At 65.7% G+C, this 26977-nt stretch carries 21 protein-coding genes and 3 rRNA genes; 18 read left to right on the top strand and 6 right to left on the bottom strand.

The genetic code is table 11. The annotated features are described in order from the left end of the window. Nucleotides 1-24 precede the first annotated feature (24 nt). Complete coding sequence (locus tag FHX33_RS10640; RefSeq protein ID WP_021765510.1) at nucleotides 25-558, top strand: YbhB/YbcL family Raf kinase inhibitor-like protein; 534 nt, start codon at nucleotides 25-27, stop codon at nucleotides 556-558. A 49-nt stretch (nucleotides 559-607) separates the two neighbouring features. On the opposite strand, the gene FHX33_RS10635 is transcribed toward FHX33_RS10640, so the two are convergent. Beyond that, nucleotides 608-1243 (bottom strand): LysE family translocator, encoded by a 636-nt coding sequence (locus FHX33_RS10635; protein ID WP_021765511.1) that lies wholly within the window; start codon nucleotides 1241-1243, stop codon nucleotides 608-610. A 30-nt stretch (nucleotides 1244-1273) separates the two neighbouring features. On the opposite strand from FHX33_RS10635, the gene FHX33_RS10630 reads away from it, so the two are divergent. The 3 genes from FHX33_RS10630 to FHX33_RS10620 are packed head-to-tail and all read left to right on the top strand — an operon-like array spanning nucleotide 1274 to nucleotide 4902. Next, the gene (locus tag FHX33_RS10630) at nucleotides 1274-2845 is read left to right on the top strand and encodes an MmgE/PrpD family protein (RefSeq protein WP_039924222.1); all 1572 of its coding nucleotides are present in this window, start codon (nucleotides 1274-1276) and stop codon (nucleotides 2843-2845) included. Further along, entirely contained in the window at nucleotides 2845-3744 is a 900-nt protein-coding gene (gene prpB / locus FHX33_RS10625) for a methylisocitrate lyase (protein WP_021765513.1), read from the top strand. The genes FHX33_RS10630 and prpB overlap by 1 nt, the downstream gene beginning before the upstream one ends. Before the next feature lie 30 nt (nucleotides 3745-3774). Next, on the top strand, nucleotides 3775-4902 hold the full coding sequence (locus tag FHX33_RS10620) for a bifunctional 2-methylcitrate synthase/citrate synthase (RefSeq protein WP_021765514.1): 1128 nt from the start codon (nucleotides 3775-3777) through the stop codon (nucleotides 4900-4902). 88 nt (nucleotides 4903-4990) lie between these two features. On the opposite strand, the gene FHX33_RS10615 is transcribed toward FHX33_RS10620, so the two are convergent. Beyond that, nucleotides 4991-6178: an acetyl-CoA C-acetyltransferase gene (locus FHX33_RS10615; RefSeq protein WP_039924223.1), complete on the bottom strand. Its 1188-nt coding sequence runs from the start codon at nucleotides 6176-6178 to the stop codon at nucleotides 4991-4993. Between the two features lie 209 nt (nucleotides 6179-6387). Between FHX33_RS10615 and FHX33_RS10610 the strand changes: the two genes are divergently transcribed. Continuing rightward, nucleotides 6388-7152: a JAB domain-containing protein gene (locus FHX33_RS10610; RefSeq protein WP_169730364.1), complete on the top strand. Its 765-nt coding sequence runs from the start codon at nucleotides 6388-6390 to the stop codon at nucleotides 7150-7152. On the opposite strand, the gene aspS is transcribed toward FHX33_RS10610, so the two are convergent. Further along, complete coding sequence (gene aspS, locus FHX33_RS10605) at nucleotides 7082-8410, bottom strand: aspartate--tRNA(Asn) ligase (RefSeq protein ID WP_169730365.1); 1329 nt, start codon at nucleotides 8408-8410, stop codon at nucleotides 7082-7084. The two genes, FHX33_RS10610 and aspS, sit on opposite strands and share 71 nt — an antisense overlap. Before the next feature lie 106 nt (nucleotides 8411-8516). Here aspS and FHX33_RS10600 point away from each other — a divergent pair, with 106 nt between their 5' ends. The 8 genes from FHX33_RS10600 to rrf all read left to right on the top strand — a co-directional run bounded on the left by FHX33_RS10600 (nucleotide 8517) and on the right by rrf (nucleotide 19315). Then, the gene (locus tag FHX33_RS10600; protein WP_039924227.1) at nucleotides 8517-9227 is read left to right on the top strand and encodes a histidine phosphatase family protein; all 711 of its coding nucleotides are present in this window, start codon (nucleotides 8517-8519) and stop codon (nucleotides 9225-9227) included. Continuing rightward, nucleotides 9227-9847, top strand: coding sequence for a TlpA family protein disulfide reductase (locus tag FHX33_RS10595; protein WP_021765520.1), 621 nt, complete (start codon nucleotides 9227-9229; stop codon nucleotides 9845-9847). The genes FHX33_RS10600 and FHX33_RS10595 overlap by 1 nt, the downstream gene beginning before the upstream one ends. Nucleotide 9848: 1 nt before the next feature. After that, a complete protein-coding gene (locus FHX33_RS10590; protein WP_039924229.1) occupies nucleotides 9849-10589 on the top strand; it encodes a cytochrome c biogenesis CcdA family protein in 741 nt (246 codons plus the stop codon). Next, nucleotides 10573-12198: a cytochrome c biogenesis protein ResB gene (resB, locus tag FHX33_RS10585; protein WP_021765522.1), complete on the top strand. Its 1626-nt coding sequence runs from the start codon at nucleotides 10573-10575 to the stop codon at nucleotides 12196-12198. Before FHX33_RS10590 ends, resB begins: the two co-directional genes overlap by 17 nt. A gap of 9 nt (nucleotides 12199-12207) precedes the next feature. Further along, nucleotides 12208-13278: a c-type cytochrome biogenesis protein CcsB gene (ccsB, locus tag FHX33_RS10580; RefSeq protein WP_183428490.1), complete on the top strand. Its 1071-nt coding sequence runs from the start codon at nucleotides 12208-12210 to the stop codon at nucleotides 13276-13278. Nucleotides 13279-14016: 738 nt separating this feature from the next. Continuing rightward, nucleotides 14017-15540 (top strand): 16S ribosomal RNA (locus FHX33_RS10575). A gap of 411 nt (nucleotides 15541-15951) precedes the next feature. Continuing rightward, a 23S ribosomal RNA gene (locus FHX33_RS10570) occupies nucleotides 15952-19064 on the top strand. Between the two features lie 134 nt (nucleotides 19065-19198). Next, nucleotides 19199-19315: ribosomal RNA gene (rrf, locus tag FHX33_RS10565) — 5S ribosomal RNA — on the top strand. The 16S, 23S and 5S rRNA genes sit together here, the layout of an rRNA operon. A 982-nt stretch (nucleotides 19316-20297) precedes the next feature. Here rrf and FHX33_RS10560 read toward each other — a convergent pair. Further along, nucleotides 20298-20471 (bottom strand): hypothetical protein, encoded by a 174-nt coding sequence (locus FHX33_RS10560; protein ID WP_183428489.1) that lies wholly within the window; start codon nucleotides 20469-20471, stop codon nucleotides 20298-20300. Here FHX33_RS10560 and FHX33_RS10555 point away from each other — a divergent pair. Next, on the top strand, nucleotides 20460-21416 hold the full coding sequence (locus tag FHX33_RS10555; RefSeq protein ID WP_183428488.1) for a hypothetical protein: 957 nt from the start codon (nucleotides 20460-20462) through the stop codon (nucleotides 21414-21416). The two genes, FHX33_RS10560 and FHX33_RS10555, sit on opposite strands and share 12 nt — an antisense overlap. Continuing rightward, the gene (locus FHX33_RS10550) at nucleotides 21391-22410 is read left to right on the top strand and encodes an HAD-IIA family hydrolase (RefSeq protein WP_021765011.1); all 1020 of its coding nucleotides are present in this window, start codon (nucleotides 21391-21393) and stop codon (nucleotides 22408-22410) included. Before FHX33_RS10555 ends, FHX33_RS10550 begins: the two co-directional genes overlap by 26 nt. A gap of 18 nt (nucleotides 22411-22428) precedes the next feature. On the opposite strand, the gene FHX33_RS10545 is transcribed toward FHX33_RS10550, so the two are convergent. After that, a complete protein-coding gene (locus FHX33_RS10545) occupies nucleotides 22429-23421 on the bottom strand; it encodes an o-succinylbenzoate synthase (protein ID WP_021765012.1) in 993 nt (330 codons plus the stop codon). A 56-nt stretch (nucleotides 23422-23477) separates the two neighbouring features. Between FHX33_RS10545 and FHX33_RS10540 the strand changes: the two genes are divergently transcribed. The 3 genes from FHX33_RS10540 to FHX33_RS10530 are packed head-to-tail and all read left to right on the top strand — an operon-like array spanning nucleotide 23478 to nucleotide 26588. Further along, nucleotides 23478-24389, top strand: a complete 912-nt coding sequence (locus FHX33_RS10540; protein ID WP_021765013.1) for a 1,4-dihydroxy-2-naphthoyl-CoA synthase — start codon at nucleotides 23478-23480, stop codon at nucleotides 24387-24389. A 10-nt stretch (nucleotides 24390-24399) separates the two neighbouring features. Further along, the gene (locus tag FHX33_RS10535; protein ID WP_021765014.1) at nucleotides 24400-25575 is read left to right on the top strand and encodes an AMP-binding protein; all 1176 of its coding nucleotides are present in this window, start codon (nucleotides 24400-24402) and stop codon (nucleotides 25573-25575) included. A 26-nt stretch (nucleotides 25576-25601) separates the two neighbouring features. Beyond that, nucleotides 25602-26588 carry a 1,4-dihydroxy-2-naphthoate polyprenyltransferase gene (locus FHX33_RS10530; protein ID WP_179700543.1) on the top strand — a complete coding sequence of 329 codons (987 nt, stop codon included), beginning with the start codon at nucleotides 25602-25604 and terminating at the stop codon, nucleotides 26586-26588. A gap of 22 nt (nucleotides 26589-26610) precedes the next feature. Here the strand turns inward: FHX33_RS10530 and FHX33_RS10525 are convergent, their stop codons facing one another. Continuing rightward, nucleotides 26611-26973, bottom strand: a complete 363-nt coding sequence (locus FHX33_RS10525; protein WP_051337054.1) for a DUF4229 domain-containing protein — start codon at nucleotides 26971-26973, stop codon at nucleotides 26611-26613. Between the last annotated feature and the right edge of the window lie 4 nt (nucleotides 26974-26977).

Raw genomic sequence — 26977 nt, 5'->3', positions numbered from 1 at the left:
ACGGGGCGAGCGTAGGTTACGGATATGACCTCGAATGATCCCCTCGAGCGCTTCGGCGCCGTCCCTCACTTCAGCCTGACCAGCGACGACATCGCCGACGACCGGCCGCTCTCCCGTGAGCAGTGGGGCGCCGGCGGCGGAGGCGGAGACGTCTCGCCGCAGCTGGCGTGGAGCGGGTTCCCGGCCGAGACGAAGAGCTTCGCCGTCACCATCCACGACCCCGACGCCCCGACCGGCTCAGGATTCTGGCACTGGGCGGTGTTCAACATCCCGGCGGATGTCAACTCCCTTCCCGCCGGAGCCGGCGCCGAGGGCGGGGCCGATCTGCCGCAGGGCGCCTCGATGCTCTCGAACGAGCTGGGCGCGAAGAGCTTCACCGGTGCGGGCCCTCCGCCCGGGACCGGCACCCACCACTACAACGTGATCGTGCACGCCCTGGACGTCGAGCGCCTCGACCTCGATCCCGGGTCGACGCCCGCCGTGCTCGGTTTCAACGCGCACTTCCACACGCTCGCGCGTGCGGTGCTCACCCCGGTCGCCACCGCGGGCGACATCTGAGCACAGCCCGCGCCGTGCGGGGCCATGGGCGGTCGTGCGGGCCGCCGCCTCAGTGCTTGGTGCCCGTGAGGGCGAGGACGCCGCCGAGGCCGATCATCATCACGCCTCCGGCGGCGCCCAGGCGCTCCACTCGCTTGGGCGAGCGCCCGAACCACTGGCGTGCGGTGCCCGCGGCCAGCGCCCAGATGCTGTCGAAGAGCAGGGCGAGCACGAGGAAGACGACGCCCAGCTCGAACAGCTGCAGCGGGATGCCGCCGGCGCCGTAGTCGACGAACTGGGGCAGCACGGCGACGAAGAACACAAGTGACTTCGGGTTCGTGAGCCCGACCAGGAACCCCTCGCCCAGGATGCGCCACGGCGACCGCGACGGCTGGTCCTCGTGCGTCACCGCGGTGTGCCGCCGATGGCGGATCGCCTGGATGCCCAGGTACACCAGGTACGCCGCGCCCACGAGCTTGATCACCGTGAACACGACGACCGACTGCGCCACGAGCGCGCCGATCCCGAGTGCGACGGCGATCACGAGGGGCAGCATCCCGAGCGCGTTGCCGAGGACGCTGAGCAGGCCTCCCGCCCGGCCCAGCGCCAGCGACCGGCCGATCACGAAGAGCACGCTCGGGCCCGGAATGACGATGAGCGCCACCGAGGCGAGCGCGAACGCGAGGAGGGAGGGGCCCGGGACCATGAGCAGAGCGTAGCGAGGTAGGTTCGATACGTGAAGATCCACAACGTCCGTGTGCACCGCAGCGAGGAGAACCTCGCCCGTCAGGACCAGCTCGCCTGGAAGATCGCGGAGGTCGCTGCCGACCCCGTGGAGGTCGACGCCGAGGTCACCGAGATGGTGATCAACCGGGTGATCGACAACGCGGCCGTCGCCGCTGCGTCCCTCACTCGCCGGCCGGTCGTCTCCGCGCGCTCGCAGGCGCTCGCTCACCCACTCCCGGTCCGCGAACTCGAGGAGCTCACCGGCTCCACGGAACGCCCGCAGGACGGCGCCACCGTCTTCGGCGAGCAGGAGGCCGTGCGCGTCTCCCCGGAGTGGGCCGCGTGGGCGAACGGCGTGGCCGTTCGGGAGCTCGACTATCACGACACCTTCCTGGCTGCGGAGTACTCACATCCCGGCGACAACATCCCGCCGATCACGGCGGTCGCCCAGCACGCGGCCCGCGCCTTCGGCCTGACCGGCCGCGAGCTGGTCCGGGGGATCGCGACCGGGTACGAGGTGCAGATCGATCTGGCGAAGGCGATCAGTCTGCACGCGCACAAGATCGACCATGTCGCGCACCTGGGCCCGTCGGCTGCCGCCGGCATCGGGACGCTGCTCGGCCTGCCGGTGGAGACGATCTTCCAGGCCATCGGGCAGGCGCTGCACACCACGACCGCGACCCGGCAGTCCCGCAAGGGGGAGATCTCGTCGTGGAAGGCGCACGCCCCGGCCTTCGCCGGCAAGATGGCGGTCGAGGCGATCGACCGGGCCATGCGCGGCGAGACGAGCCCGACCCCGATCTACGAGGGTGAGGACAGCGTGATCGCCTGGCTGCTGGACGGCCCGTCCGCCTCCTACGACGTGCCGCTGCCGGTTTCGGGGGAGGCGAAGCGGGCGATCCTGGACTCGTACACGAAGGAGCATTCGGCGGAGTACCAGGCGCAGGCGTGGATCGATCTGGCCCGCAAGCTGCACCACGCGTACCCGGAGGTCGCGGACCCGTCCCGGGTGGAGTCGATCCTGATCCACACCTCGCACCACACGCACTTCGTGATCGGTTCGGGGGCGAACGACCCGCAGAAGTACGACCCGACCGCGTCCCGGGAGACCCTGGACCACTCGATCCCGTACATCTTCACCGTCGCCCTCCAGGACGGCGGCTGGCACCACGTCGAGTCGTACCTGCCGTCGCGTGCGGCCCGCCCGGACACGGTGGAGCTCTGGGGCAAGGTGACCACCACGGAGGATCCCGAGTGGACCCGCCGCTATCACTCGATCGACCCCGCGGAGAAGGCGTTCGGCGGCCGGGTGGAGATCCGGCTCGCTGACGGCCGGGTGATCACCGATGAGATCGCCGTCGCCGACGCCCACCCGCTCGGGGCTCGCCCGTTCGCCCGGGCGGACTATGTGACCAAGTTCCGCACCCTCGCGCAGGACGTGCTGGAGGAGGCAGAGATCGAACGCTTCCTCGCCCTGGCCGAGCGTCTCCCGTCGCTGTCGGCCGCGGAGCTCGGTGGTCTCACGATCACCGCCGCGCCGGGGGTGCTCGCGTCCGTTCCGACTCCGAAGGGACTGTTCTGATGTTGTACTCCTCCCTCCCCGCCCACGAGAAGCGGGCCGCGTTCCGTGCCCGACTGGCCTCCGGTGAACTGATCCGGATGCCCGGGGCGTTCAATCCCCTCTCCGCCCGGCTGATCGAGCGCAAAGGCTTCGAGGGCGTCTACATCTCCGGCGCCGTCCTCTCCGCCGATCTCGGTCTGCCCGACATCGGCCTGACCACCCTCACCGAGGTCGCCGGCCGGTCGGCGCAGATCACTCGTATGACCGACCTGCCCGCCCTGGTCGATGCGGACACCGGGTTCGGGGAGCCGATGAACGTCGCCCGCACCGTCCAGTCCCTCGAGGATGCCGGCGTCGCGGGTCTGCACATCGAGGACCAGGTCAACCCGAAGCGGTGCGGCCACCTCGATGGCAAGCAGGTCGTCGACGAGGACACTGCTCTCAAGCGCATCCGCGCCGCAGCCGACGCCCGCCGTGACCCCAACCTCCTCATCATGGCCCGCACCGACATCCGCGCCGTCGACGGCTTGGGCGCCGCGATCGACCGGGCCAAAGCCCTCGTCGACGCTGGTGCCGACGCGATCTTCCCCGAAGCGATGGCCGACCTGTCCGAGTTCGAAGCCGTCCGCCAGGCGATCGACGTGCCCATGCTGGCCAACATGACCGAGTTCGGCAAGAGCGACCTCTTCACCGTCGACCAGCTTCGCGACGTCGGGGTGAACATCGTCATCTGGCCCGTCTCCCTCCTCCGTTTGGCTATGGGTGCCGCCGAACGCGGCCTCGATCAGCTTCTCGGCGAGGGAACCCTGAAGCCGATGCTCGGTGAGATGCAGCATCGCGCCGATCTGTATGACCTGATTGACTACGAGGGATACAACGCGTTCGACACTTCGGTGTTCAATTTCGACGTGCGCCGCTAGCGCGACGCAGGACGGAGCGAAGGAGCTCGCATGACCGATCCGCAGATCCACAAGGGCCTCGCCGGAGTCGTGGTGGACACCACCACCGTCTCGTCCGTGAATCCGGAGACCAACTCCCTGCTCTACCGCGGTTATCCCGTGCAGGAGCTCGCGGCGCAATGCTCGTTCGAGGAGGTCGCCTTCCTCCTCTGGAACGGGGAACTGCCCACCGCGGATCAGCGCGAGGCGTTCGAAGCCCAGGAGCGTTCTCTCCGCCGTCTCGACGACCGTACTCGCCGCGCTCTCGATGACATCCCGACCTCGGCCCACCCGATGGACGCTCTCCGCACCGCCGTCAGCCAGCTCGGCGGCCTGGACGACTCCCTCGAGCAGTCCGACGGAATCCTCGATCCCGAGCTCAACGCGGGCCGGGCCATCTATCTCCTCGCCCAGCTCCCGACGATCGTCGCGTACATCCAGCGCCGCCGCCGCGGCCTGGAGCCGGTCGAGCCCCGCGACGATCTGGACTACTCGCGCAACTTCCTGTGGCTCACCTTCGGGGAGGTTCCGGACGACGTGGTCGTCGACGCCTTCCGCGTCTCGCTGGTGCTCTATGCGGAGCACTCCTTCAACGCCTCAACCTTCACCGCGCGCGTGATCGCCTCCACTCTCTCGGATGTCTACTCCGCCGTGACCGGCGCGATCGGCGCCCTCAAAGGCCCCCTCCATGGAGGTGCCAACGAGGCGGTCATGCACGCGTTCGCCGAGATCGGCACCGCCGAGAAGGCCGAAGCCTGGCTCGACTCCGCCCTGGCCGAGAAGCGCAAGATCATGGGCTTCGGCCACCGCGTCTACAAGAACGGCGATTCCCGCGTCCCGACCATGAAGGCCGCCCTGGAGTCCCTCGTCGAGCACTACGACCGGCAGGAAGTGCTCGACCTCTACAACGCCCTCGAAACCGCGATGGTCGAGCGCAAGAACATCAAGCCCAACCTCGACTACCCGTCGGGCCCCGCCTACAACCTCATGGGTTTCGACACCGACACCTTCACCCCCCTGTTCGCCGCCGCGCGCGTCACCGGCTGGACCGCCCACGTCTTCGAGCAGTACGCAGCCAACTCCCTCATCCGCCCCCTCTCGCAGTACACGGGCCCGGAGGAGCGCCACCTGGACCGCTGATCAGTCCGGGCGACGCCCCAGCTGCTTCGCGAGCTCGCGGTGACCGGACGCCCCAGTGCCCGCGTGCTCGCGGTTGCTTCCGACGCCCTCAGCGCCAGAGCAGCAGCGCTTCTCCCTGGCCGCCTCCACCGCACAGCGCCACGGCCGCACGCCCGGTTCCTCGGCGAGCGAGCTCGTGCGCGGCATGGCCGGCGAGCCGCGCACCCGACGCACCGATCGGGTGCCCGAGCGCGATCGCGCCGCCGTGGACGTTCACAATGTCGCTGTCCACACCGAGATCCGCCATCGACTGCAGCGCCACCGCGGCGAACGCCTCGTTGATCTCGATCAAGTCGAGGTCATCCACGCTCCACCCCGCTCGGGACATGGCGGCCTCGATCGCGTGCGACGGCTGCGAATGGAGCGAGTTGTCCGGTCCCGCCACCTGGCCACTCGCACCCACGACGGCCAGCCAATCCAGTCCGAGCCGTTCGGCGTTCCCACGCGTGGTCAGTACCAGCGCAGCCGCGCCATCACTCAGCGGGGAAGAGTTGCCCGCCGTCAGCGTGCCGCCCTCCGCGAAGCTCGGAGCCAGCCGAGCGAGTGTTTCGGGCGTCGAATCGGGGCGCACCCCCTCATCACTGCTGACGACGAGCGGCTCGCCCTTGCGCTGCGGAATGCTGACCGGTGCGATCTCGTCGTCGAAGACGCCCGCGGCCGCCGCCGCTCCCGCTCGCTGGTGCGACGCAGCGGAGAACGCGTCCTGCGCCTCCCGGGTGAGCCCGAGTCGTTCGGTGTAGCGCTCGGTCGACGCTCCCATCGAGATCCCGTCGAAGGCGTCGGTCAGTCCGTCGTGCGCGGCGGAGTCGAGGGCCTGGATGGATCCGTAGGTCCAGCCCGTGCGTGAACCGGGAAGGACGTGCGGCGCATTGGTCATCGACTCCTGACCGCCGGCGACGACGACCGTCGCCTCGCCCGAGCGGATCAGTCGTGCCGCGTCCGTGACGGCGGCGAGCCCGGAGAGGCAGACCTTGTTGATCGTGGTCGCCGGGACGTTCCAGCCGATCCCCGCCGCGATGGCCGTCTGTCGGGCGGGGTTCTGGCCGGCGCCCGCCTGGAGCACCTGTCCGAAAATCACCGCGTCGACTGCATCGGCATCGAGTCCGGAACGCTTCAGCGCCTGGGCGAGCGCCGCGGCACCGAGCTGTACCGCGGTCTGCGAGGCGAGGGCTCCCTTGATCTTGCCGAACGGGGTTCGGGCGGCGGACAGGATGACGACGTCGTCCGGGCTGACCATGTGCTGCTCCTTACGTTGCTGGATCACTCCATTGTGTCTCCGCCGGCGCCGACCATCCCGGGTCGCGAAGAATCCGTGGACAGATCGTTGATCCACAGGCCTGTGGAGAACTTTCGTCGCGCTTCTCCACAGCAATGCCTCATCGGAGACTTCTCCACAGATTTCAGGCCCCACGGCCCGGTGCACCCAGCGATTCCTACCGTGGTGTCATGTCCCAGCTACCACCAGATGAGGAGGAGTCCCTTGCGAGCGTCCCCGTTCACGACCGGCCGCGCGAGCGCATGCGGCGGCTCGGTGTCGGATCACTCACCGACGACGAGGTGCTCGCGCTCGTGCTCGGATCCGGCCAGACCGGAAAAAGCGTGCGTGCCCTCGCGCGGTCGATCCTCCGCCGCACGGGCGGGTTCCCCGGCCTCGCGACGATGGACTTCGCGCGGCTCGAGACCCTTCCCGGCGTGGGCCCCGCGACGGCGGGCCGTCTCGTCGCGATCATCGAGATCTGGCGGCGAGCCGGCACGTCATCCGCCTGGACGCGCCTGGTCGACGACAAGGCGATCGCCGACATCGTCCGGCCGGAGCTTCTGCATCGCGACAGCGAGCGCTTTCTCGTGGTTGTGGCCGATCGCGCGTCCCGTCCGCTCGAGCTCGTCCTCCTCCGCGACGGCGGAGTCGACGACGCACGCATCCAGCCGGCGGATGTCCTGCAGTCGGTCATCACCCGGGGAGGCAGGTCGTTCGCCGTCGCGCACAACCATCCGTCCGGGGTCACCGACGCGTCTGTCGCTGACCTCGTGCTCACCCGTCGACTCGACCAGGCGGCTGCGACGATCGGGCTCCGCTTCCTCGGCCACATCCTCGTCGCGGGCGACCAGTGGTCGGCGATCGCCTCGCCCGGGACGGGTCCTACGGGGTCAGGCGGGTCGGCCCGCGGAAGAGGTAGGTCGTCTCGCGAAGGTTCGAAAGGTGGAGCATGAGCATCAGCACGCGCGCCAGGCCCATCCCGAATCCTCCGTGCGGCGGTACGCCGTAGCGGAAGAAGGCAAGGACGTCCTCGAGCTCCTCGACCGAGAGACCCTTCTCGCGCGCCTGCTTCTCGATGATGTCGACCCGGTGCTCGCGCTGGGCTCCCGTGGAGATCTCGACCCCGTTGAAGATGAGGTCGTAGCTCTTGGTGATCGAGTCATCGTCCTCGTGCCGCATGTGGTAGTACGGGCGGATCGTCGAGGCGTAATCCGTCAGGAAGACGAACTCGTGGCCGTAGGTCTCCTTCACATACGCAGAGATCTGGCGCTCGCCCTCGGGGTCCATGTCGTCGTCGTCACGGGGAACCTCGTAGCCGCGCTCGGCCACGATCCGCTTGGCCTCGGCGAGCGGGATCCGCGGGAACGGCGTCGCAGGCACGGTGACCTCGACGCCGAACAGCGCCTCGATCTCCTCGCCGTGCTTCTCCTTGACCGCCGTGAATCCGGCGACGAGGAGCTCCTCGTGCACCTTCATGACGTCCTCGTGGCTGTCGATCCAACTGAGCTCGGTGTCGATGCTCGTGAACTCGGTCGCGTGCCGGCTGGTGAAGCTGGGGTCGGCGCGGAACGCCGGCCCGATCTCGAACACACGGCCGAAGCCTGCGGCCTGAGCCATCTGCTTGAAGATCTGCGGGCTCTGCGCGAGGTAGGCGGTGGTCTCGAAGTAGTCCAGCTCGAAGAGCTCGGCCCGCGACTCGGAGGCGGAGGCCATCAGCTTCGGCGTGTGGATCTCGACGAAGCCGTTCTCGACCCAGTACTGACGGAGCGCGTGCTCGAACGTCGTCTGCACGCGGAAGATCAGGTTGTTCTTCGGCTCGCGCAGATCGAGGAAGCGCCAGTCCATGCGCTTGTCGATACCGCTGTCGGCGGCGATGGGCGTCTCCGGGATGGCGGCGGTCTCCACGGTGAGAGAGCTCAGCTTGATCTCGATGCCGCCGAGCTTGACGCGCTCATCGTGCTTCAGCTCGCCAGTGGCGCGCACGAAGCTTCCCTGAGAAAGACCGGAGATGGTGGTGGCGGGCTCGTCGGCGACGACCGTGCCGTCCTCCGCGACGGTGCGCGGGTTGACCAGCTGCACCGCTCCGGACTCGTCGCGCAGCACGACGAACTGCACCTTCTTCTGGTCCCGGACGGTTTCAACCCATCCGGCGACGCTGACGGGGCCGTCAGGATGGGCGGCGAGGTCTCTGATCAAAACGCGTGCGGTCACGATCAGCAAGCCTACCGCCCGGGCCTACCGCCTGGAGGGGCCCCGATGCGGGCGCCCGTGCCCGCGCTCAGTGAATTCAAGGGAAGAGGCTCCGTAGACTGGGGCTGTGGTAGCAAGCCAGGTTCATCTCGTCCGCCATGGCGAGGTGTTCAATCCCGACGGCATCCTGTATGGCAGGCTGCCGGGCTTCGGCCTCTCCAAACTCGGGCACCGGATGGCTCAGGCCGCGGCCGACGAGATCATCTCGCGCGGCCGCCCCGTGGCCTCCGTTCGCGTCTCACCGCTGCAGCGGACCCGCGAATCGGCGGCCCCTGTCCTGGCAGCGGTCGGGTTGGAGCCCATGATCGACGAACGGATCATCGAGCCGACGAACCACTTCGAAGGCACCGTCATGCGGCGCGCGCTCAAGAAGCCGCAGAACTGGCCGTTCCTCATCAATCCGGTACGCCCGAGCTGGGGCGAGGCCTACGCGAGCATCGAGAAGCGGATGCGGGCGGCCATCGACGATGCCTTCGAGTCCGTCGACGAGGGCGATGTCGTCCTGGTCAGTCACCAGCTCCCGATCTGGATCTCTCATCTGTCGGTCGCCGGCGAGCGGTTCTGGCACGACCCGCGTTCCCGGCGCTGTGCGCTCTCGAGCATCACGACCTTCGAGCGCACCACCGAGCCGGCAGAGACGCCGACCGCCGGAGCAACAGCTGCGGGCCCAGCCGATTCCGCCGATGCCACCGCACCTGTCCTCCGTCTCATCGAGGTCGGGTACGTCGAGCCCGCCGCCGATCTCCAAGCCTCGGCGACCGATGTGGGAGCCGTGTGATGCGCACCCCGAAGACCCGAACCCGACGGCGCCTCGCTCTCGTGCTGCCCGCCGCGGCCGCCGCGACCGCGCTCCTGCTCAGCGGCTGCACGGCCAACGACAGCCTCGCCTCGCAGTACCGCTCCGGCAGCGGCCAGAACTACATCGCCGGGGACGGCACGGTCAGCGAGTTCGCCGCAGGCAGCCGTGGCGACGCGGTCAGCTTCCAGGGCGAACTCGCCGACGGTTCACCGGTCTCCTCCAAGGACTACACCGGCGACGTCCTCGTCGTGAACTTCTGGTACGCGGGGTGCCCGCCGTGCCGGGTCGAGGCTCCCGACCTCGAGGCGCTCTACCAGAAGTACAAGACCGAGGGAGTCGATTTTCTCGGCGTCAACCTCTACGACTCGGCAAGCACGGCCGCGAGCTTCGAGAAGGACAAGGGCGTGACGTACCCGTCGGTCCTCGACCGTGACACCGGATCCGTGCTCCTCGCCTTCAGCAAGACCGTCCCGCCGAAGGCGACGCCGACCACTCTGGTGATCGACAAGAAGGGGCGCGTCTCCGCGCGCATCCTGGGCGCGATCCCCGACCGCAGTATCCTCGACTCGCTGATCTCCGACGCCGTGGCCGAGAACTGACGTGGGAGGCGTGGGAGAGATCGTCTTCAGCGGCCAGCTGGCGCTGGCGCTGCCGATCGCGTTGCTCGCCGGCCTCGTGTCGTTCGCGTCGCCGTGCGTGCTCCCGCTCGTACCGGGATACCTGGCCTACGTCGGCGGCATCAGCGACCCGGGAGGCAAGCGGGATCGGTCCCGTGTGGTCACCGGAGTCGCGCTGTTCGTCCTCGGCTTCGCCGTCGTGTTCATCGCCTACGGCGCCGCTTTCGGCGCGCTGGGGCTCTGGCTGGTGCGCTGGCAGGAGATCGTGATCCGGGTCCTCGGCGTCCTCGTGATCATCATGGGCCTGGTATTCATCGGGCAGTTCTCTTTCCTCCAGCGCACGATCAAGCCGGGCTGGCGGCCGGCGACGGGACTGATCGGTGCCCCGCTCCTCGGGATCGTGTTCGGCCTCGGCTGGACGCCCTGCATCGGTCCGACCCTCGCGGCCATCAGCGCGCTGAGCGTGGGCACGGGCTCACCGTGGCGCGGTGCCCTCCTCGGGCTCTTCTACTGCATCGGGCTCGGCATCCCGTTCTTGCTCGTGGCTCTCGGCTTCGACTGGGTTGCGGGGTCGGTCGCCTTCATCAAGCGCCACATCCGCACCATCAACATCATCGGCGGCGTCCTGCTGGTGATCATCGGCATTCTCATGGCCTCGGGCCTCTGGAGCGCAATCATGTCCCAGTTCTTGGCGGTGATCCAAGGTTTTGAGCCGGCCCTCTGATCACATCGACTCCGCGCCTCCGCACGTCGACCCCGACGTCGTCCAGCCGAAGCTGGGCCCCCTGGGGTGGCTGCGCTGGTTCTGGCGGCAGCTCACGAGCATGCGGACGGCACTGTTCCTGCTCCTGCTGCTGGCGGTCGCGGCCGTGCCCGGATCCCTGGTCCCGCAGCGCACAGCCGACCCGAACGGCGTCATCCAGTACTTCACCGACAACCCGCAGCTCGCGCCGGTTCTCGACAAGCTGCAGTTCTTCGACGTCTACACGTCGGCATGGTTCTCGGCCATCTACCTGCTGCTGTTCGCATCCCTGATCGGATGCATCATCCCGCGCACGAAGCACCACTTCATCGCGATGCGCGCCAAGCCGCCGAAGACGCCCGTACGCCTGACCCGGATGGCGGGGTTCCAGGCGCGGATCCTGCCGTCGGAGCTCCGAGCCGACGCGCCCGAGCCGATCGCCGAGGCGCGGGAGATCCTCCGGAAGGCCCGCTACCGGACCGCGATCTACGAAGACGGCCGTTCGGTCTCCGTCTCGGCCGAACGCGGCTATCTGCGTGAGAGCGGAAACCTCGTCTTCCATATCGCCCTCCTGGGCGTCCTGGTCGCGATCGGCGTCGGCGGCGGCTTCGGCTACACCGGGCAGAAGGTGGTCGTCGAGGGGCAGAGCTTCGTGAACAGCCTTCCCTCGTACAACTCGTTCAACCCGGGACGCTTCTTCAGCGACGCGGCTCTCGCACCGTTCTCCATCCGCGTCGACAAGCTCGACGTGTCGTACGAGACCAAGAACAAGAACGCGGTCGGCGCTCCGCTCGACTACACGGCGCACGTGAAGACGACGGGGCCGGGCGATGCGTCGAGCTCGACCACCATCAAGGTGAACGAACCTCTCGCCATCGGCGGGACGAACGTGTACCTCCTCGGAAACGGATATGCGCCGACCGTCACGGTGCGCGACCCCAGCGGCAAGGTCGTCTTCAGCGACTCCGTCCCGTTCCTGGCGGAGGACGCACGGCTCACCTCGTTGGGCTGGATCAAGATCCCGGACGGCTTGAAGGACCAGGTCGGGATGAGGGGCTTCTTCTATCCGACCGTCGGCGACAGCCAGACGGCGAGCGGAGCCCTGACCTCCACCTTCCCGGGTCTGAACGATCCGCTTCTCAGCTTGAACGTCTACGTCGGAGATCTCGGCGTCGACAGTGGTGTCCCGCAATCGGTCTACAGCCTGAACACGGACAAGCTGAAGCAGGTGGCCGGCCCGCCGACCACGACCAAGGCCCTGCAGATCAAGCTCGGCCAGACGGTCGAGCTTCCGAACGGCCTCGGGACGATCTCGCTCGACAACGTGAAGCGTTACGTCTCGCTCGACGTTCATCACGATCCCGCGCAGGGGTGGGTGCTCGCCTTCGCGGTGCTGATCTTCGCCGGACTGCTGACCGCCCTGTTCGTCCCGCGACGTCGTATCTGGGTGAAAGCCGTCGAGAACCAGGACGGCTCGCTCACGCTGGAGTACGCTGGCCTCGCCCGTGGTGAGGACCCCAACCTGATCGCCGCCGTCTCCGCTATCGCGGAGGAACACGCGACCTCCCTCACCCGCCAACAGAAGAATTAGGTTTTCACCGTGACCGAGACCCTGTCCCAGCTCTCCACCGTGTTCATCTACGCGGCGATGGGGGTCTACGCCGCCGCGTTCATCGCATTCGCGCTCGATCTCGCCAGACGAGGGGCGCGAGTGACAGCGGTCGAGGCCGCATCGGTTCCCAGCGCCGTCGCCCGGCGCGCCGCCGTGCCGGCGAACGCGGGAGCGCGCACGACGATCACAGCCGACACCGGTGGATCCCCGCGCGTGGAGGCACCACCGAGTTCTGCGCTCGGACGGCTCTCGTCCCGGATCAGCTCGCGCATCGAGGACGATGTGATGAACGGGTCCGTCTCGTCGACGTCGATCCGCTGGGCTTTCGCGCTCACGATCATCGGCTTCGCCTTCCACCTCGTGGCGACGGTGCTCCGCGGGATCGCGGCCGCCCGGGTCCCGTGGGCCAACATGTGGGAGTTCTCGATGACGGGGACCCTCGTCATCATCGGCGTCTTCTTGGTCGCCAACCTCAAGTGGGACATCAAGTACCTCGGGACGTTCATCGTCGGGTTGGTCCTGGTGCTCCAGGGCATCGCCCTGCTCCGGTACTACGTTCCGGTGGTGCCACTCCAGCCGGCGCTGCAGTCGTACTGGCTCGTCATCCACATCATCGTCGCCGTGCTGGGCACGGCCTTCTTCGCGCTCGGTTTCGCGCTGTCCGGTCTGCAGCTGCTGCAGTACCGGCGCGAGCGGCAGATCGCCGAGTCGCGTCCGCAGCAGTTCCGGTTCCTCGCGACCCTGCCCAGCTCGGTCGCGCTCGAGAACCTCGCCTACCGGATCAACATCGTCGGCTTCATCGCCTGGACCTTCACCCTCATCGCCGGAGCGATCTGGGCCGAGAAGGCATGGGGTCGTTACTGGGGTTGGGACACCAAGGAGGTCTGGACCTTCGTGATCTGGGTCATCTACGCGGGGTACATCCACGCGCGCGCCACCCGTGGATGGCGCGGATCCCGTTCGGCTTGGCTCGCGATCATCGGCTTCGCCGCCGTGATGTTCAACTTCGGGATCGTGAACGTGTTCTTCAAAGGACTGCACACGTACTCGGGGTTGTGACCCGCCCCTCACGTCGACCGGAAAGCGTCGGCCGGAATCCTGCACAGGATCCGGGCCGGCGCTTTCGTCATTCCTGGGCTGGTTCTTCAGTGGGACCACGGCCGCTGGCGGGGCAGCACCCGCCGGGGCGCTTGACGAAAATCCGCGTGATTCCGCGGAAGTCAAGCGCGACACGCCCGGGATGAACGCGAGATTTGCACGCTCTCGGGGACCTGCGTAAAGTACTTACTTGTCACCCCAAAGGTGCGGGAGAGCGGAAGAGCTTCCCGGCCTCAAGAGGGACCAAATCCTTAGCCTAGCGGCAAATCGGAACTTGTAAGAGTTCCTTTGTTGCGCTTAGGATTAACACCCCACTCACTGAGCAGGTCTAACCGGTTCGGTTCGTGCAAATCGGATGTATCCCACGATGGATGAACGAAAGAGCGCGAAACGGCCGACTTGACAAACTGACTGAGAGTGGTAAGGTAGAGAAGTTGCCTCACAGAGCAGCCCGAGAGGGTGAAAGGTGAGAGCGTCCGATCCTTGAGAACTCAACAGCGTGCACAATGTCAAATGCCAAATAACCTCGGTATTGACTTGAAAGACTTCGGTCTGATGGTCGATACGAGATTCCTTTGGATTAGAACAGAATGTCAGTAGATATTCGAAACTAGTCAAGACAAACTCGCAGTGCTTGGACACATTTCCTGTCCTGCCTGCACAATGTTTCCCAGTCGCTTGCGACTGTGGAGCTAAACATTTACGGAGAGTTTGATCCTGGCTCAGGACGAACGCTGGCGGCGTGCTTAACACATGCAAGTCGAACGATGAACCAGGAGCTTGCTCTTGGGGATTAGTGGCGAACGGGTGAGTAACACGTGAGTAACCTGCCCTTGACTCTGGGATAACCTCCGGAAACGGAAGCTAATACCGGATACGAACTGCGAAGGCATCTTCAGCAGTTGGAAAGAACTTCGGTCAAGGATGGACTCGCGGCCTATCAGGTAGTTGGTGAGGTAACGGCCCACCAAGCCTACGACGGGTAGCCGGCCTGAGAGGGTGACCGGCCACACTGGGACTGAGACACGGCCCAGACTCCTACGGGAGGCAGCAGTGGGGAATATTGCACAATGGGCGCAAGCCTGATGCAGCAACGCCGCGTGAGGGATGACGGCCTTCGGGTTGTAAACCTCTTTTAGTAGGGAAGAAGCGAAAGTGACGGTACCTGCAGAAAAAGCACCGGCTAACTACGTGCCAGCAGCCGCGGTAATACGTAGGGTGCGAGCGTTGTCCGGAATTATTGGGCGTAAAGAGCTCGTAGGCGGTCTGTCGCGTCTGCTGTGAAAACCCGAGGCTCAACCTCGGGCCTGCAGTGGGTACGGGCAGACTAGAGTGCGGTAGGGGAGAATGGAATTCCTGGTGTAGCGGTGGAATGCGCAGATATCAGGAGGAACACCGATGGCGAAGGCAGTTCTCTGGGCCGTAACTGACGCTGAGGAGCGAAAGCGTGGGGAGCGAACAGGATTAGATACCCTGGTAGTCCACGCCGTAAACGTTGGGCGCTAGATGTGGGGACCATTCCACGGTTTCCGTGTCGCAGCTAACGCATTAAGCGCCCCGCCTGGGGAGTACGGCCGCAAGGCTAAAACTCAAAGGAATTGACGGGGGCCCGCACAAGCGGCGGAGCATGCGGATTAATTCGATGCAACGCGAAGAACCTTACCAAGGCTTGACATATACGAGAACGGGCTAGAAATAGTCAACTCTTTGGACACTCGTAAACAGGTGGTGCATGGTTGTCGTCAGCTCGTGTCGTGAGATGTTGGGTTAAGTCCCGCAACGAGCGCAACCCTCGTTCTATGTTGCCAGCACGTAATGGTGGGAACTCATAGGAGACTGCCGGGGTCAACTCGGAGGAAGGTGGGGATGACGTCAAATCATCATGCCCCTTATGTCTTGGGCTTCACGCATGCTACAATGGCCGGTACAAAGGGCTGCAATACCGCAAGGTGGAGCGAATCCCAAAAAGCCGGTCTCAGTTCGGATTGAGGTCTGCAACTCGACCTCATGAAGTCGGAGTCGCTAGTAATCGCAGATCAGCAACGCTGCGGTGAATACGTTCCCGGGCCTTGTACACACCGCCCGTCAAGTCATGAAAGTCGGTAACACCCGAAGCCGGTGGCCTAACCCTTGTGGAAGGAGCCGTCGAAGGTGGGATCGGTGATTAGGACTAAGTCGTAACAAGGTAGCCGTACCGGAAGGTGCGGCTGGATCACCTCCTTTCTAAGGAGCATCTGGCACCCTTGGGTGTCCAGGCGCCGGATCTGAGCAAACGTCTCAGCCGGTAGCTCATGGGTGGAACATTGACATTGGTGCAGAGCCGAACGGCTCGAACTCAGTACATCCCTTGCGGATAGGAAAGGTTCGGACCCGGAAGTCCTGCACATGCACGCTGTTGGGTCCTGAGGGACCGGACCTCATCGGAACAGATGAGAACCGAATCCTCTGGACCTTTTCTTGTCGGTCATAACTCGGCCGGCGGAGAAGGTACCGCCCGTACTTTGAGAACTACACAGTGGACGCGAGCATCTTAGATTCGAACCTTCGGGTTCGGATCACAAAAGATGATCTGATTTATTAGATCATTGGTCAATCTGCTCACTTAGGTGAGCCGATCGATTCAAACTCATGTGATTTCAAATTTCTAAGAGCAAACGGTGGATGCCTTGGCATCTGGAGCCGAAGAAGGACGTAGTAATCTGCGATAAGCCTCGGGGAGCTGATAAACGAGCTTTGATCCGAGGATCTCCGAATGGGGAAACCCCGCTGGGCCCTTTGGGTGACCCAGTGACTCCCGTCTGAATATATAGGACGGGTAGAGGGAACGTGGGGAAGTGAAACATCTCAGTACCCACAGGAAGAGAAAGCAAAAGCGATTCCGTTAGTAGTGGCGAGCGAAACCGGAAGAGGCTAAACCGATCATGTGTGATAGCCGGCAGGCGTTGCATGGTCGGGGTTGTGGGACTTTTCTGCTGCTTCTGCCGAACAGCGAACGTTACAAAGGATCATAGGTGAATGGCATTGAAAGGCCAGCCACAGAGGGTGCCAGCCCCGTAACCGAAATGGTCCAATGGCGTGAAGAGTATCCCAAGTAGCACGGGGCCCGAGAAATCCCGTGTGAATCTGTCAGGACCACCTGATAAGCCTAAATACTCCCAGATGACCGATAGCGGACAAGTACCGTGAGGGAAAGGTGAAAAGTACCCCGGGAGGGGAGTGAAATAGTACCTGAAACCGTTTGCTTACAAACCGTTGGAGCCTCCTTGTAGGGGTGACAGCGTGCCTTTTGAAGAATGAGCCTGCGAGTTAGCGATATGTGGCGAGGTTAACCCGTGAGGGGTAGCCGTAGCGAAAGCGAGTCTGAATAGGGCGATTCAGTCGCATGTCCTAGACCCGAAGCGAAGTGATCTATCCATGGCCAGGTTGAAGCGACGGTAAGACGTCGTGGAGGACCGAACCCACTTAGGTTGAAAACTGAGGGGATGAGCTGTGGATAGGGGTGAAAGGCCAATCAAACTTCGTGATAGCTGGTTCTCTCCGAAATGCATTTAGGTGCAGCGTTGCGTGTTTCTTGCCGGAGGTAGAGCTACTGGATGGCCGATGGGCCCCAAAAGGTTACTGACGTCAGCCAAACTCCGAATGCCGGTAAGTGAGAGCGCAGCAGTGAGACGGTGGGGGATAAGCTTCATCGTCGAGAGGGAAACAACCCAGACCACCAACTAAGGTCCCTAAGCGCGTGCTAAGTGGGAAAGGATGTGGAGTTGCACAGACAACCAGGAGGTTGGCTTAGAAGCAGCCACCCTTGAAAGAGTGCGTAATAGCTCACTGGTCAAGTGATTCCGCGCCGACAATGTAACGGGGCTCAAGCACGCCACCGAAGTTGTGGCATTGACATTATTGGTAGGCCTTCGTGGTCCAGCCGTGTTGATGGGTAGGAGAGCGTCGTGTGGCCAGCGAAGCGGCGGTGTAAACCAGCCGTGGAGGCCACACGAGTGAGAATGCAGGCATGAGTAGCGAAAGACGGGTGAGAAACCCGTCCTCCGAAAGACCAAGGGTTCCAGGGCCAGGCTAATCCGCCCTGGGTAAGTCGGGACCTAAGGCGAGGCCGACAGGCGTAGTCGATGGACAACGGGTTGATATTCCCGTACCGGCGAAGAACCGCCCAAGCTAATCCAGTGGTGCTAAGAGTCCTAATCCTGGTGACGGATCCCTTCGGGGTGAAGCTCCAGGCCTAACGCTCGACCCCATGCTGGTGCGGCTAGCGTATTAACAGGTGTGACGCAGGAAGGTAGCTGTACCGGGCGATGGTTGTCCCGGGGCAAGGATGTAGGGCGAGAGATAGGCAAATCCGTCTCTCATACAGCCTGAGATCTTACGCATAGCCGTCAAGGCGAATTCAGTGATCCTATGCTGCCGAGAAAAGCATCGACGCGAGGTTCAAGCCGCCCGTACCCCAAACCGACTCAGGTGGTCAGGTAGAGAATACCAAGGAGATCGAGAGAATCGTGGTTAAGGAACTCGGCAAAATGCCCCCGTAACTTCGGGAGAAGGGGGGCCTGAGGCGTGAAGGGATTTACTCCTGGAGCGTTTGAAGGCCGCAGAGACCAGTGGGAAGCGACTGTTTACTAAAAACACAGGTCCGTGCCAAGTCGCAAGACGATGTATACGGACTGACGCCTGCCCGGTGCTGGAAGGTTAAGAGGAAGGGTTAGCTTCGGCGAAGCTCAGAATTTAAGCCCCAGTAAACGGCGGTGGTAACTATAACCATCCTAAGGTAGCGAAATTCCTTGTCGGGTAAGTTCCGACCTGCACGAATGGCGTAACGACTTCCCAGCTGTCTCAACCGCGAACTCGGCGAAATTGCACTACGAGTAAAGATGCTCGTTACGCGCAGCAGGACGGAAAGACCCCGTGACCTTTACTATAGTTTGGTATTGGTGTTCGGTGTGGCTTGTGTAGGATAGGTGGGAGACTTTGAAGCGGACACGCCAGTGTTCGTGGAGTCAATGTTGAAATACCACTCTGGTCACTCTGGATATCTAACTTAGAACCGTAATCCGGTTCAGGGACAGTGCCTGATGGGTAGTTTAACTGGGGCGGTTGCCTCCCAAAAAGTAACGGAGGCGCCCAAAGGTTCCCTCAACCTGGTTGGCAATCAGGTGTCGAGTGTAAGTGCACAAGGGAGCTTGACTGTGAGACTGACAAGTCGAGCAGGGACGAAAGTCGGGACTAGTGATCCGGCAGTGGCTTGTGGAAGCGCTGTCGCTCAACGGATAAAAGGTACCTCGGGGATAACAGGCTGATCTTGCCCAAGAGTCCATATCGACGGCATGGTTTGGCACCTCGATGTCGGCTCGTCGCATCCTGGGGCTGGAGTAGGTCCCAAGGGTTGGGCTGTTCGCCCATTAAAGCGGTACGCGAGCTGGGTTTAGAACGTCGTGAGACAGTTCGGTCCCTATCCGCTGCGCGCGCAGGAAATTTGAGAGGATCTGACCCTAGTACGAGAGGACCGGGTTGGACGAACCTCTGGTGTGTCAGTTGTTCCGCCAGGAGCACCGCTGATTAGCTACGTTCGGGATGGATAACCGCTGAAAGCATCTAAGCGGGAAGCCGGCCTCAAGATGAGATTTCCATGCCTTCGGGCGAGAGGCTCCCAGCTAGACTACTGGGTTGATAGGCCGGATGTGGAAGTGGGGACTAAAGACCCATGGAGCTGACCGGTACTAATAAGCCGATAATTTGATAATCACTATCTTCATACTGTTGTAAGGCTGGTATGAGGAGCCAAGATTGCTTGCGTCCACTATGTGGTTCTCGATGTACGGTCGAGAACTGAAACAATCGTGATGATTGTTCGTTCACTTTGATACATCAATAGTGTTTCGGCGGCCATAGCGAGAGGGAAACGCCCGGTTACATTCCGAACCCGGAAGCTAAGACTCTCTGCGCCGATGGTACTGCAGGGGGGACCCTGTGGGAGAGTAGGACACCGCCGGACTTCTTTGTGAGATGGCCACCCAGTGATGGGTGGCCATTTCGCGTTAACAGGTCCTTTTCCGCGCTCGCAGACCCGCGCGTGAACACCCCAACGTAGGCTGGGCTCGATAGCCCGCCATTCGACAGGAGACGTCGTGAGCGACACCCCAGACGACAAGGACGCCCGGAAGAACGGGCGCAGTGATCGCGGAGCTGCGGGTAGCGGCGATCGACGACGCTCGGACTCCGGTCGTGGTGACCGCGGTGACCGTGGTGCTGGCTCCGGGAGAACTGATCGTTCGGGCGGATCCGACCGCGGCTACGGTAAGGGTGCCGAGCGCGGTGGAGCTCCGAAGCGTGGCGGATATTCGCGCGATGGCCAGGGTTCGAGCGGGCAGCGATCGGGTTCCGATCGGCCGGCCGGCGAGCGTGGCGGATATTCGCGTGATGGCCAGCGTTCCGGTGGCGACCGTGGCGGGTATTCGCGCGGCGGTCAGGGTTCGGGCGGCCAGCGTTCCGGTGGTGAGCGCGGCGGGTACTCGCGTGACGCGCAGCGTTCGGGTGGTGACCGTGGCGGATATTCGCGTGATGGCCAGCGTTCCGGTGGCGACCGTGGCGGGTATTCGCGCGGCGGTCAGGGTTCGGGCGGTCAGCGTTCCGGTGGTGAGCGCGGCGGGTACTCGCGTGACGCGCAGCGTTCGGGTGGTGACCGTGACGGATATTCGCGTGATGGCCAGCGTTCCGGTGGCGACCGTGGCGGCTACTCCCGCGGCGGTCAGGGTTCGGGCGGTCAGCGTTCGGGTGGTGAGCGCGGTGGATACTCGCGTGACGCGCAGCGTTCGGGTGGTGACCGTGGCGGGTACTCCCGTGATGGTCAGCGTTCCGGCGGTGAGCGCGGCGGGTACTCGCGTGGCGGTCAGGGCTCTGGCGGTCAGCGTTCCGGCGGTGACCGTGGCGGGTATTCGCGTGATGGTCAGCGGTCCGGCGGCGATCGCGGTGGCTACTCACGCGACGGCCAGCGGTCCGGTGGTGACCGCGGCGGTCGTGGCGGTCGCGATGAGAAGCTGTGGACGCGCGACGGGGCGCCGGCGCGCGGAGATCGGGACGCGCGAGAGCGTGAACTGCGCTCCGATGAAGAGATCGAACGCTCGCGGGAGCTGCGCTCGGTGCGGCCGCACCACGATGACCCGGAGATCCCCGAGGGCATCGTCGCCCGCGACCTCCCGGGCGAGGCACGTGTCGAGCTCAAGACCCTCAGCAAGGACAACGCGGAGTGGGTCGCCCAGCACCTGGTGATGGTCTCGCGACTCATCGAGAGCGACCCGGAGCAGGCGCACCGCCACGCACTGTCCGCAGCCCGACGTGCCGGCCGGATCGGCGTGGTGCGCGAGACGCTCGCCATCACGGCGTACGCGACGGGCGATTTCGCGCTCGCCTTGCGCGAGCTCCGCACGTACCGACGCATCTCCGGATCCAACGACCAGCTTCCGCTGATGGTCGACAGCGAACGCGGGGTCGGACGCCCCGACCGAGCGCTCGAGCTCGGGCGGTCCGTCGACAAGGCGTCGCTGCCTGCCGACGTGCAGGTGTCCCTGGCCATCGCGATGTCGGGCGCACGTCTGGACCTCCAGCAGCCGGACGCCGCGCTGGCCGAGCTCGAGATCCCGCAGCTGGACCCGAATCGTGCGTTCAGCTGGAGCCCCGACCTCTTCCACGCCTACGCGGAGGTGCTCGAGGAGCTCGGCCGCGACGATCAGGCGGCCTCGTGGCGCGAGCGCGCCGAGCACGCCGCCGAAGCGCTGGCGGACGCCCTCGACTTCGACGAGCACGAGACCATCGACGTGATCGAGGAAGAGATCTTCCTGGATCCCGCCGACTTCTCCGCTGCCGACTTCTCCGCCTCGGCCGTCGAGGCTGAGGTCGACGAGCTGCTCGCGGACGACGACGAGGATGAGCCGGCCGAAGCGGAGGTCGACGGCGATCCGGTGCCCGACGAGCCCGAGGCTGAGGCGGAATCGGTGGAGGATGTGGATTCCGAGGCCGAGCCTGAAAACGAGCCTGAGCTCGAGGCCGCCGAGGAGAAGGGTGAGCCCGACGATGGGGCTGTTCCGACGGAGCACTGACACATCCACTCCTCTGGACGGTGTGGACGTGCTTCTCGCCGACCTGGACGGCGTGGTCTATAAAGGGCCGTCAGCCATCCCGCACGCGGTCGAGAGCCTGAACGACGCGGCGGAAACCGTGCGTGTCGGTTACATCACGAACAACGCGTCCCGCACCGATGCGTCGGTCGCCTCCCATCTGAGCGAGCTCGGCCTGCAGGTGCAGCCGAGTGACGTGGTGACCTCACCGCAGGCAGCGGTCCGCCTCCTCAGTGCACACGTGGCAGCCGGATCGCGGATCCTCGTGATCGGCGGCGATGGCCTGGTCGACGAGGTCGAGAAGGGCGGGTTCACCGTCACGCGGTCCGCAGATGACGATCCTGCCGCGGTCATCCAGGGTTTCGCTCCCGAAGTCGGCTGGGCGCAGCTCGCGGAGGCCGCGTTCGCGCTCCAAGGGCGTACGGAGACCGAGCGTCCGTGGATCGCGACGAACACCGATTGGACGATCCCCGTGACGCGGGGCATCGCCCCCGGCAACGGGACGCTCGTGTCCGCGGTGCACACAGCCGCCGGCCGGCTGCCTCTCGTGGCGGGCAAGCCCGAGGTGGCGATCTTCGAGGAGGCGGTCGCGCGATTCGGCGCGAAGAAGCCGCTCTTCATCGGCGATCGCCTCGACACCGACATCCTCGGCGCCAACCGCGCGGGCATCGATTCGGTGCTCGTGCTGACGGGCATCGACGGCGCCAAGCAGCTCATCGCGGCTGACGCCAACTCCCGGCCGACCTACATCCTCCGCGACTTGCGCGGGCTGGCCCAGCCGTATCCCACGACCACGACCGCCCGTGACGGCGCCGTGACGGTGGGCGACGCGACCGTCGCGATCGAGGGCAACGACGTTCGCATCCGTGCCGCGGGGACGGACGAACTCGATCTGCTCCGCGCCGCGTGCGCCGCGATCTGGAACTCCGGCCGGGCGATCTACGGACTCGAGGTGCCGGAGAGCCTGTACGTCTGAGCGTGCCCGCCGAGCGGGTCACAGGGCCGTGGCGTGCTCCACGATGCGGTAGCAGCGGCGGACCCGGTCGAGCCACCACTCGCGCCGGTCGGCAGGCGCCTCCAGCGCGGCCAGCTTCGACGCGTCGACCGCCGGCCGGACGACCGGGATGAACCCGTCGACCGGGAGGAGCGGCTCGACCGCCACATCCTGCACGAACATCGCGACAGTGCCCAGCCCGCAGTCGAACTCGAGCTCGGGAACCGCAGCGGCGAGATGGGCGCCCATGGCGATTCCCACCGAGGTGTCGATGGCGCTCGAGACGACGACGGGCAGCCCTGCCTCGGCGACGATGCGCAACGCGGAGTGGATGCCGCCCAGCGGCTGCGCCTTGACGATCAGCAGATCCGCAGCGCCGGCACGGGCGACCGCGAGCGGATCCTCGGCCTTGCGCACGCTCTCGTCGGCTGCGATGGGGATGTCCATGTAGGCGGTACGGCGGCGGATCTCGGCGAGCTCGTCGACGGTCGCGCACGGCTGCTCGACGTACTCGAGATCGAAGGGGGCGAGGGCGTGGATGGCGTGCTCCGCCTCATCCACGTTCCAGAGCGTGTTCGCGTCCACCCGGATCCGGCCTTCCGGACCGAGCCGCTCCCGCACGGCGCGGACGCGTTCGACGTCGTCTGCGAGGGACTGGCCGGGCTCGGCGACCTTCACCTTCGCGGTCCGTGCGCCAGGGTACCGATCGAGCACGGAGTCGACCTCGGAGGCGGGGACGGCTGGGACGGTGGCGTTCACGGGGATCCGGTCGCGCCGGAGCGCAGGCGTCGGATGCCAGCCGAAGTCGATGGCCGCGTGCAACCAGGCGGCCGCCTCGTGGTCCGCGTACTCCACGAAGGGTGAGAACTCGGTCCAGCCCTCCGGGCCCTCGAACAGGACCGCCTCCCGGACGGTGATGCCGCGGAAGCGGGAGGTCATCGGCACGCTCACCACGCGCGCAGTCATCAACATGTCGCGCAGCTGGGGCACCATTCCACAAGTTTGGCACGGCCGACCCCGCACGGAGCCGCCGACCATAGTCTTGATGCATGGCAGCGGCAATCTCAGAGATCTTCGATCCGACGCAGTGGGTGGAGGCACCCGGCTTCGGTGGGCTCACCGACATCACCTATCACCACGACGACTCGGGACGGATCGCGCGCGTCGCGTTCAACCGCCCCGAGGTGCGCAACGCCTTCAGGCCGCACACCGTCGACGAGCTCTACGCGGCACTCGAAGACGCACGCACCAACTCGCGCATCGGTGTGGTGCTGCTGACGGGCAACGGGCCGAGTCCGAAGGACGGGGGATGGGCGTTCTGCTCGGGCGGCGACCAGCGCATCCGTGGTCGTGACGGCTACAAGTATGCGGAGGGTGAGACCGCTGCCGGGATCGACGCGGCGCGCAGCGGCCGCCTGCACATCCTCGAGGTGCAGCGCCTGATCCGGTTCATGCCGAAGGTCGTGATCGCGGTCGTGCCCGGCTGGGCGGCGGGTGGAGGCCACTCGCTGCATGTCGTGTGCGACCTGTCGATCGCGAGCGCCGAGCACGGACGTTTCAAGCAGACGGACGCGGACGTCGGCTCGTTCGACGCCGGCTACGGGAGCGCCTACTTCGCGCGGCAGGTCGGGCAGAAGGTGGGCCGGGAGGTCTTCTTCCTGGCTCGGGAGTACTCGGCGCAGCGCGCCTACGAGATGGGGGCCGTGAACGCCGTCGTCCCGCACGCGGAGCTCGAGTCGACGGCTCTGGAGTGGGCCAGGGAGATCCTGACGAAGTCGCCGACGGCGATCCGGATGCTGAAGTTCGCGTTCAACGCCGTGGACGACGGCCTGGTCGGGCAGCAGGTCTTCGCCGGGGAGGCGACGCGACTGGCGTACGGCACCGACGAGGCGGTCGAGGGGCGCGACTCCTTCCTGCAGAAGCGCGAACCCGACTGGTCGCCGTTCCCCTGGCAGTACTGAGCGGAGCGACATGACACGGGAGGTGCGGGCTGTCGATGCCGGGCAGCCGGAGACGGTCTTCGAGGCGTTGCGCGACGCGCTCGCCGGAGCCGGGCCGGCGGTCGTCCCGAAGGAGGCGGCTGACCGTTCGGATGAGCGCGCCGCTGGTGAGACGGTCGCGCAGAACATCGCGCTCGTGATCGAGACCTCCGGGTCGACGGGGGTGCCGAAGCGCGTCGCGCTCTCGGCCGATGCCCTGCTCGCCAGTGCGGCGGCGTCCGCGGGAGCGATGGGGGGACAAGGGCAGTGGGTCCTCGCCCTCCCCGCCCACTACGTGGCCGGCGCGCAGGTACTCGTGCGGTCCCTCGCAGCGGAGACGGAGCCGCTGTACTACGGGAGCGGTCACTTCGACGCCGGACGGTTCGCGGCGCTCGCCGAAGGACTGAGCCACGATCTGCGGTACACCTCCCTGGTGCCGGTTCAGCTGGCCCGGCTGGTGGAGGCGGCCGAGCGGGGAGCCCGAGACGTCGCGAGAGCGCTGCGGCGGTTCGACGGGATCCTCGTCGGCGGGCAAGCGCTCACCCCCGCTCTGCGCGAGCGGGCCGAGGAAGTGGGCGCACGCATCCTGAGCACGTACGGGTCGAGCGAGACCGCAGGGGGATGCGTGTACGACGGCGTCCCGATCGGGACGACCGTGGTGCGCGCGGTGGACGGCCTCCTGGAGATCGCCGGCCCGACGCTCGCCGAGGGATACCTCGGGGACGAGGGGCGGACGCGTGCCGCTTTCCACGAAGCGGACGGTCACCGCTGGTACCGGACGGGCGACCTGGGTCGAGTCGACGACGGGCGCGTCACCGTGCTCGGCCGGGCGGACAACGTGATCATCTCGGGCGGCGAGAAGGTGCTCCTCGACGCCGTCGAAGAGGCGGTGCGCAGCATCCCGGGTTTGGAGGGTGCGGTGGTCGTCGCCAGCGACGACGAGGAGTGGGGGCAGGTGCCCGTGGTCGTCGCGCCGGGTGGGAGAGAGCAACGGGACGACGAGAGCCTTCTGGGCGACGTGCGGGGTCTCGTCGCGGAGCGCGTGGGCCGAGCAGGAGCGCCCTCCCGGATCGTCGCGGTGGCCGAGCTGCCCCTGCTGAGCAGCGGGAAGCCCGACCGGGTCGCGGCAGCCCGGATCGCGGCCGGCTCGCGCGAGAGCGGGGCATAGGCGATGTTGTTAAGATTCGCACTGTGATGAGTGAGAACAAGCCCCGCATGCAGAGGATGGCGCCGCCCCCGGCGCGCGGACCGCGCGGAGGGAAGAGCGGACGCCCCGGCGCCGCACGGGCGACCGCTGCGCGTCCCGCGACCGCGGCCGACTGGATCGCCGGGGCTCGCCTCCGCACCCTGCCCCTCGCCATCGCCCCGGTGCTCATCGGTGTGGGAGCGGCGAAGGTCGCCGAGGGGCCGGGCGTCTGGCACCCCGTGCGCTCACTGCTCTGCCTCGCCGTCGCCGTGCTGCTCCAGATCGGCGTGAACTACGCCAACGACTACTCCGACGGCATCCGCGGCACGGACGAGTACCGGGTCGGCCCCGGACGCCTGACCGGATCGGGGAAGGCCGCACCCAAGAAGGTGCTGACCGTCTCCCTCGTGTTCTTCGGGCTGGCCGCGCTCGCCGGGCTCGTGCTCGTCATCCTCACGCAGCACTGGTGGATCCTGCTCATCGGCGCCGCAGCGATCGCCGCGGCCTGGTTCTACACCGGAGGCAAGCGTCCGTACGGCTACTTCGGCCTCGGCGAGCTCTTCGTCTTCGTGTTCTTCGGACTCGTGGCCACCGCCGGCACGACCTTCATGCTCGCGGGAACGGTCAACCAGGAGGCCTGGTACGGAGCGGTCGTCGCTGGACTGATCGCGTGCGCCGTGCTGATGGTCAACAACATCCGCGACATCGAACCGGACAAGGCCGCGCGCAAGCGCACCCTCGCCGTCCTGATCGGCAACGTCGCGTCCCGGATCGTGTTCTGCGTCCTGCTGCTGGTGCCGTTCCTGATCGTGGCCCTGCTCGCGTTGTTCTACCCGATCGCCTGGTTCGGGATGTTCGCGCTGCTCGCCGCACTGCCGGCGTGCGCCATCACCCTGTTCGCGAAGACGTCACGGGAGCTCATCACGGCGCTGCAGCTGACGAGTATCACGGGCCTGCTGGTCGGGATCGCGCTCGGAGTCGCGTTCGCGTTCTGACCGGCGCGCTTCGCCTGGCGGATCAGGCGGTCGGAGGCTTCGTACCCGCGTCGTGGTGATCCACGGGAGCGTCGACAGCAGCCTCAGCGGGAGCGTCGACAGGCGCATCTGTGCGGGCCGCTTCGGCGGAGTCGACGACAGCATCCTCGACCTCGTCGTCCTCCGACGGGACGGGCTTCTCGCGGTGACGGACCTCGTACAGGTCTGACGAGACGGCGTTGCGCGGCTTGCTCAGGAAGATGTACGAGAGGCACAGCCCGATCAGGGCGGCCGCGATCACCGACGCCCACCAGACGATGCCCAGAACCAGCAGGATGGCGAGCGGAATCGCGAACACCAGGAGGCGCAGGACGGTATAGATCAACCAGGAGGGAATCCGCTTCACCCTC

The sequence above is a fragment of the Leifsonia aquatica genome, assembly GCF_014190775.1.
In the GTDB taxonomy this organism is placed as follows: Bacteria; Actinomycetota; Actinomycetes; order Actinomycetales; family Microbacteriaceae; genus Leifsonia; species Leifsonia aquatica.
This window is presented reverse-complemented; position numbering and strand designations above follow the sequence as displayed.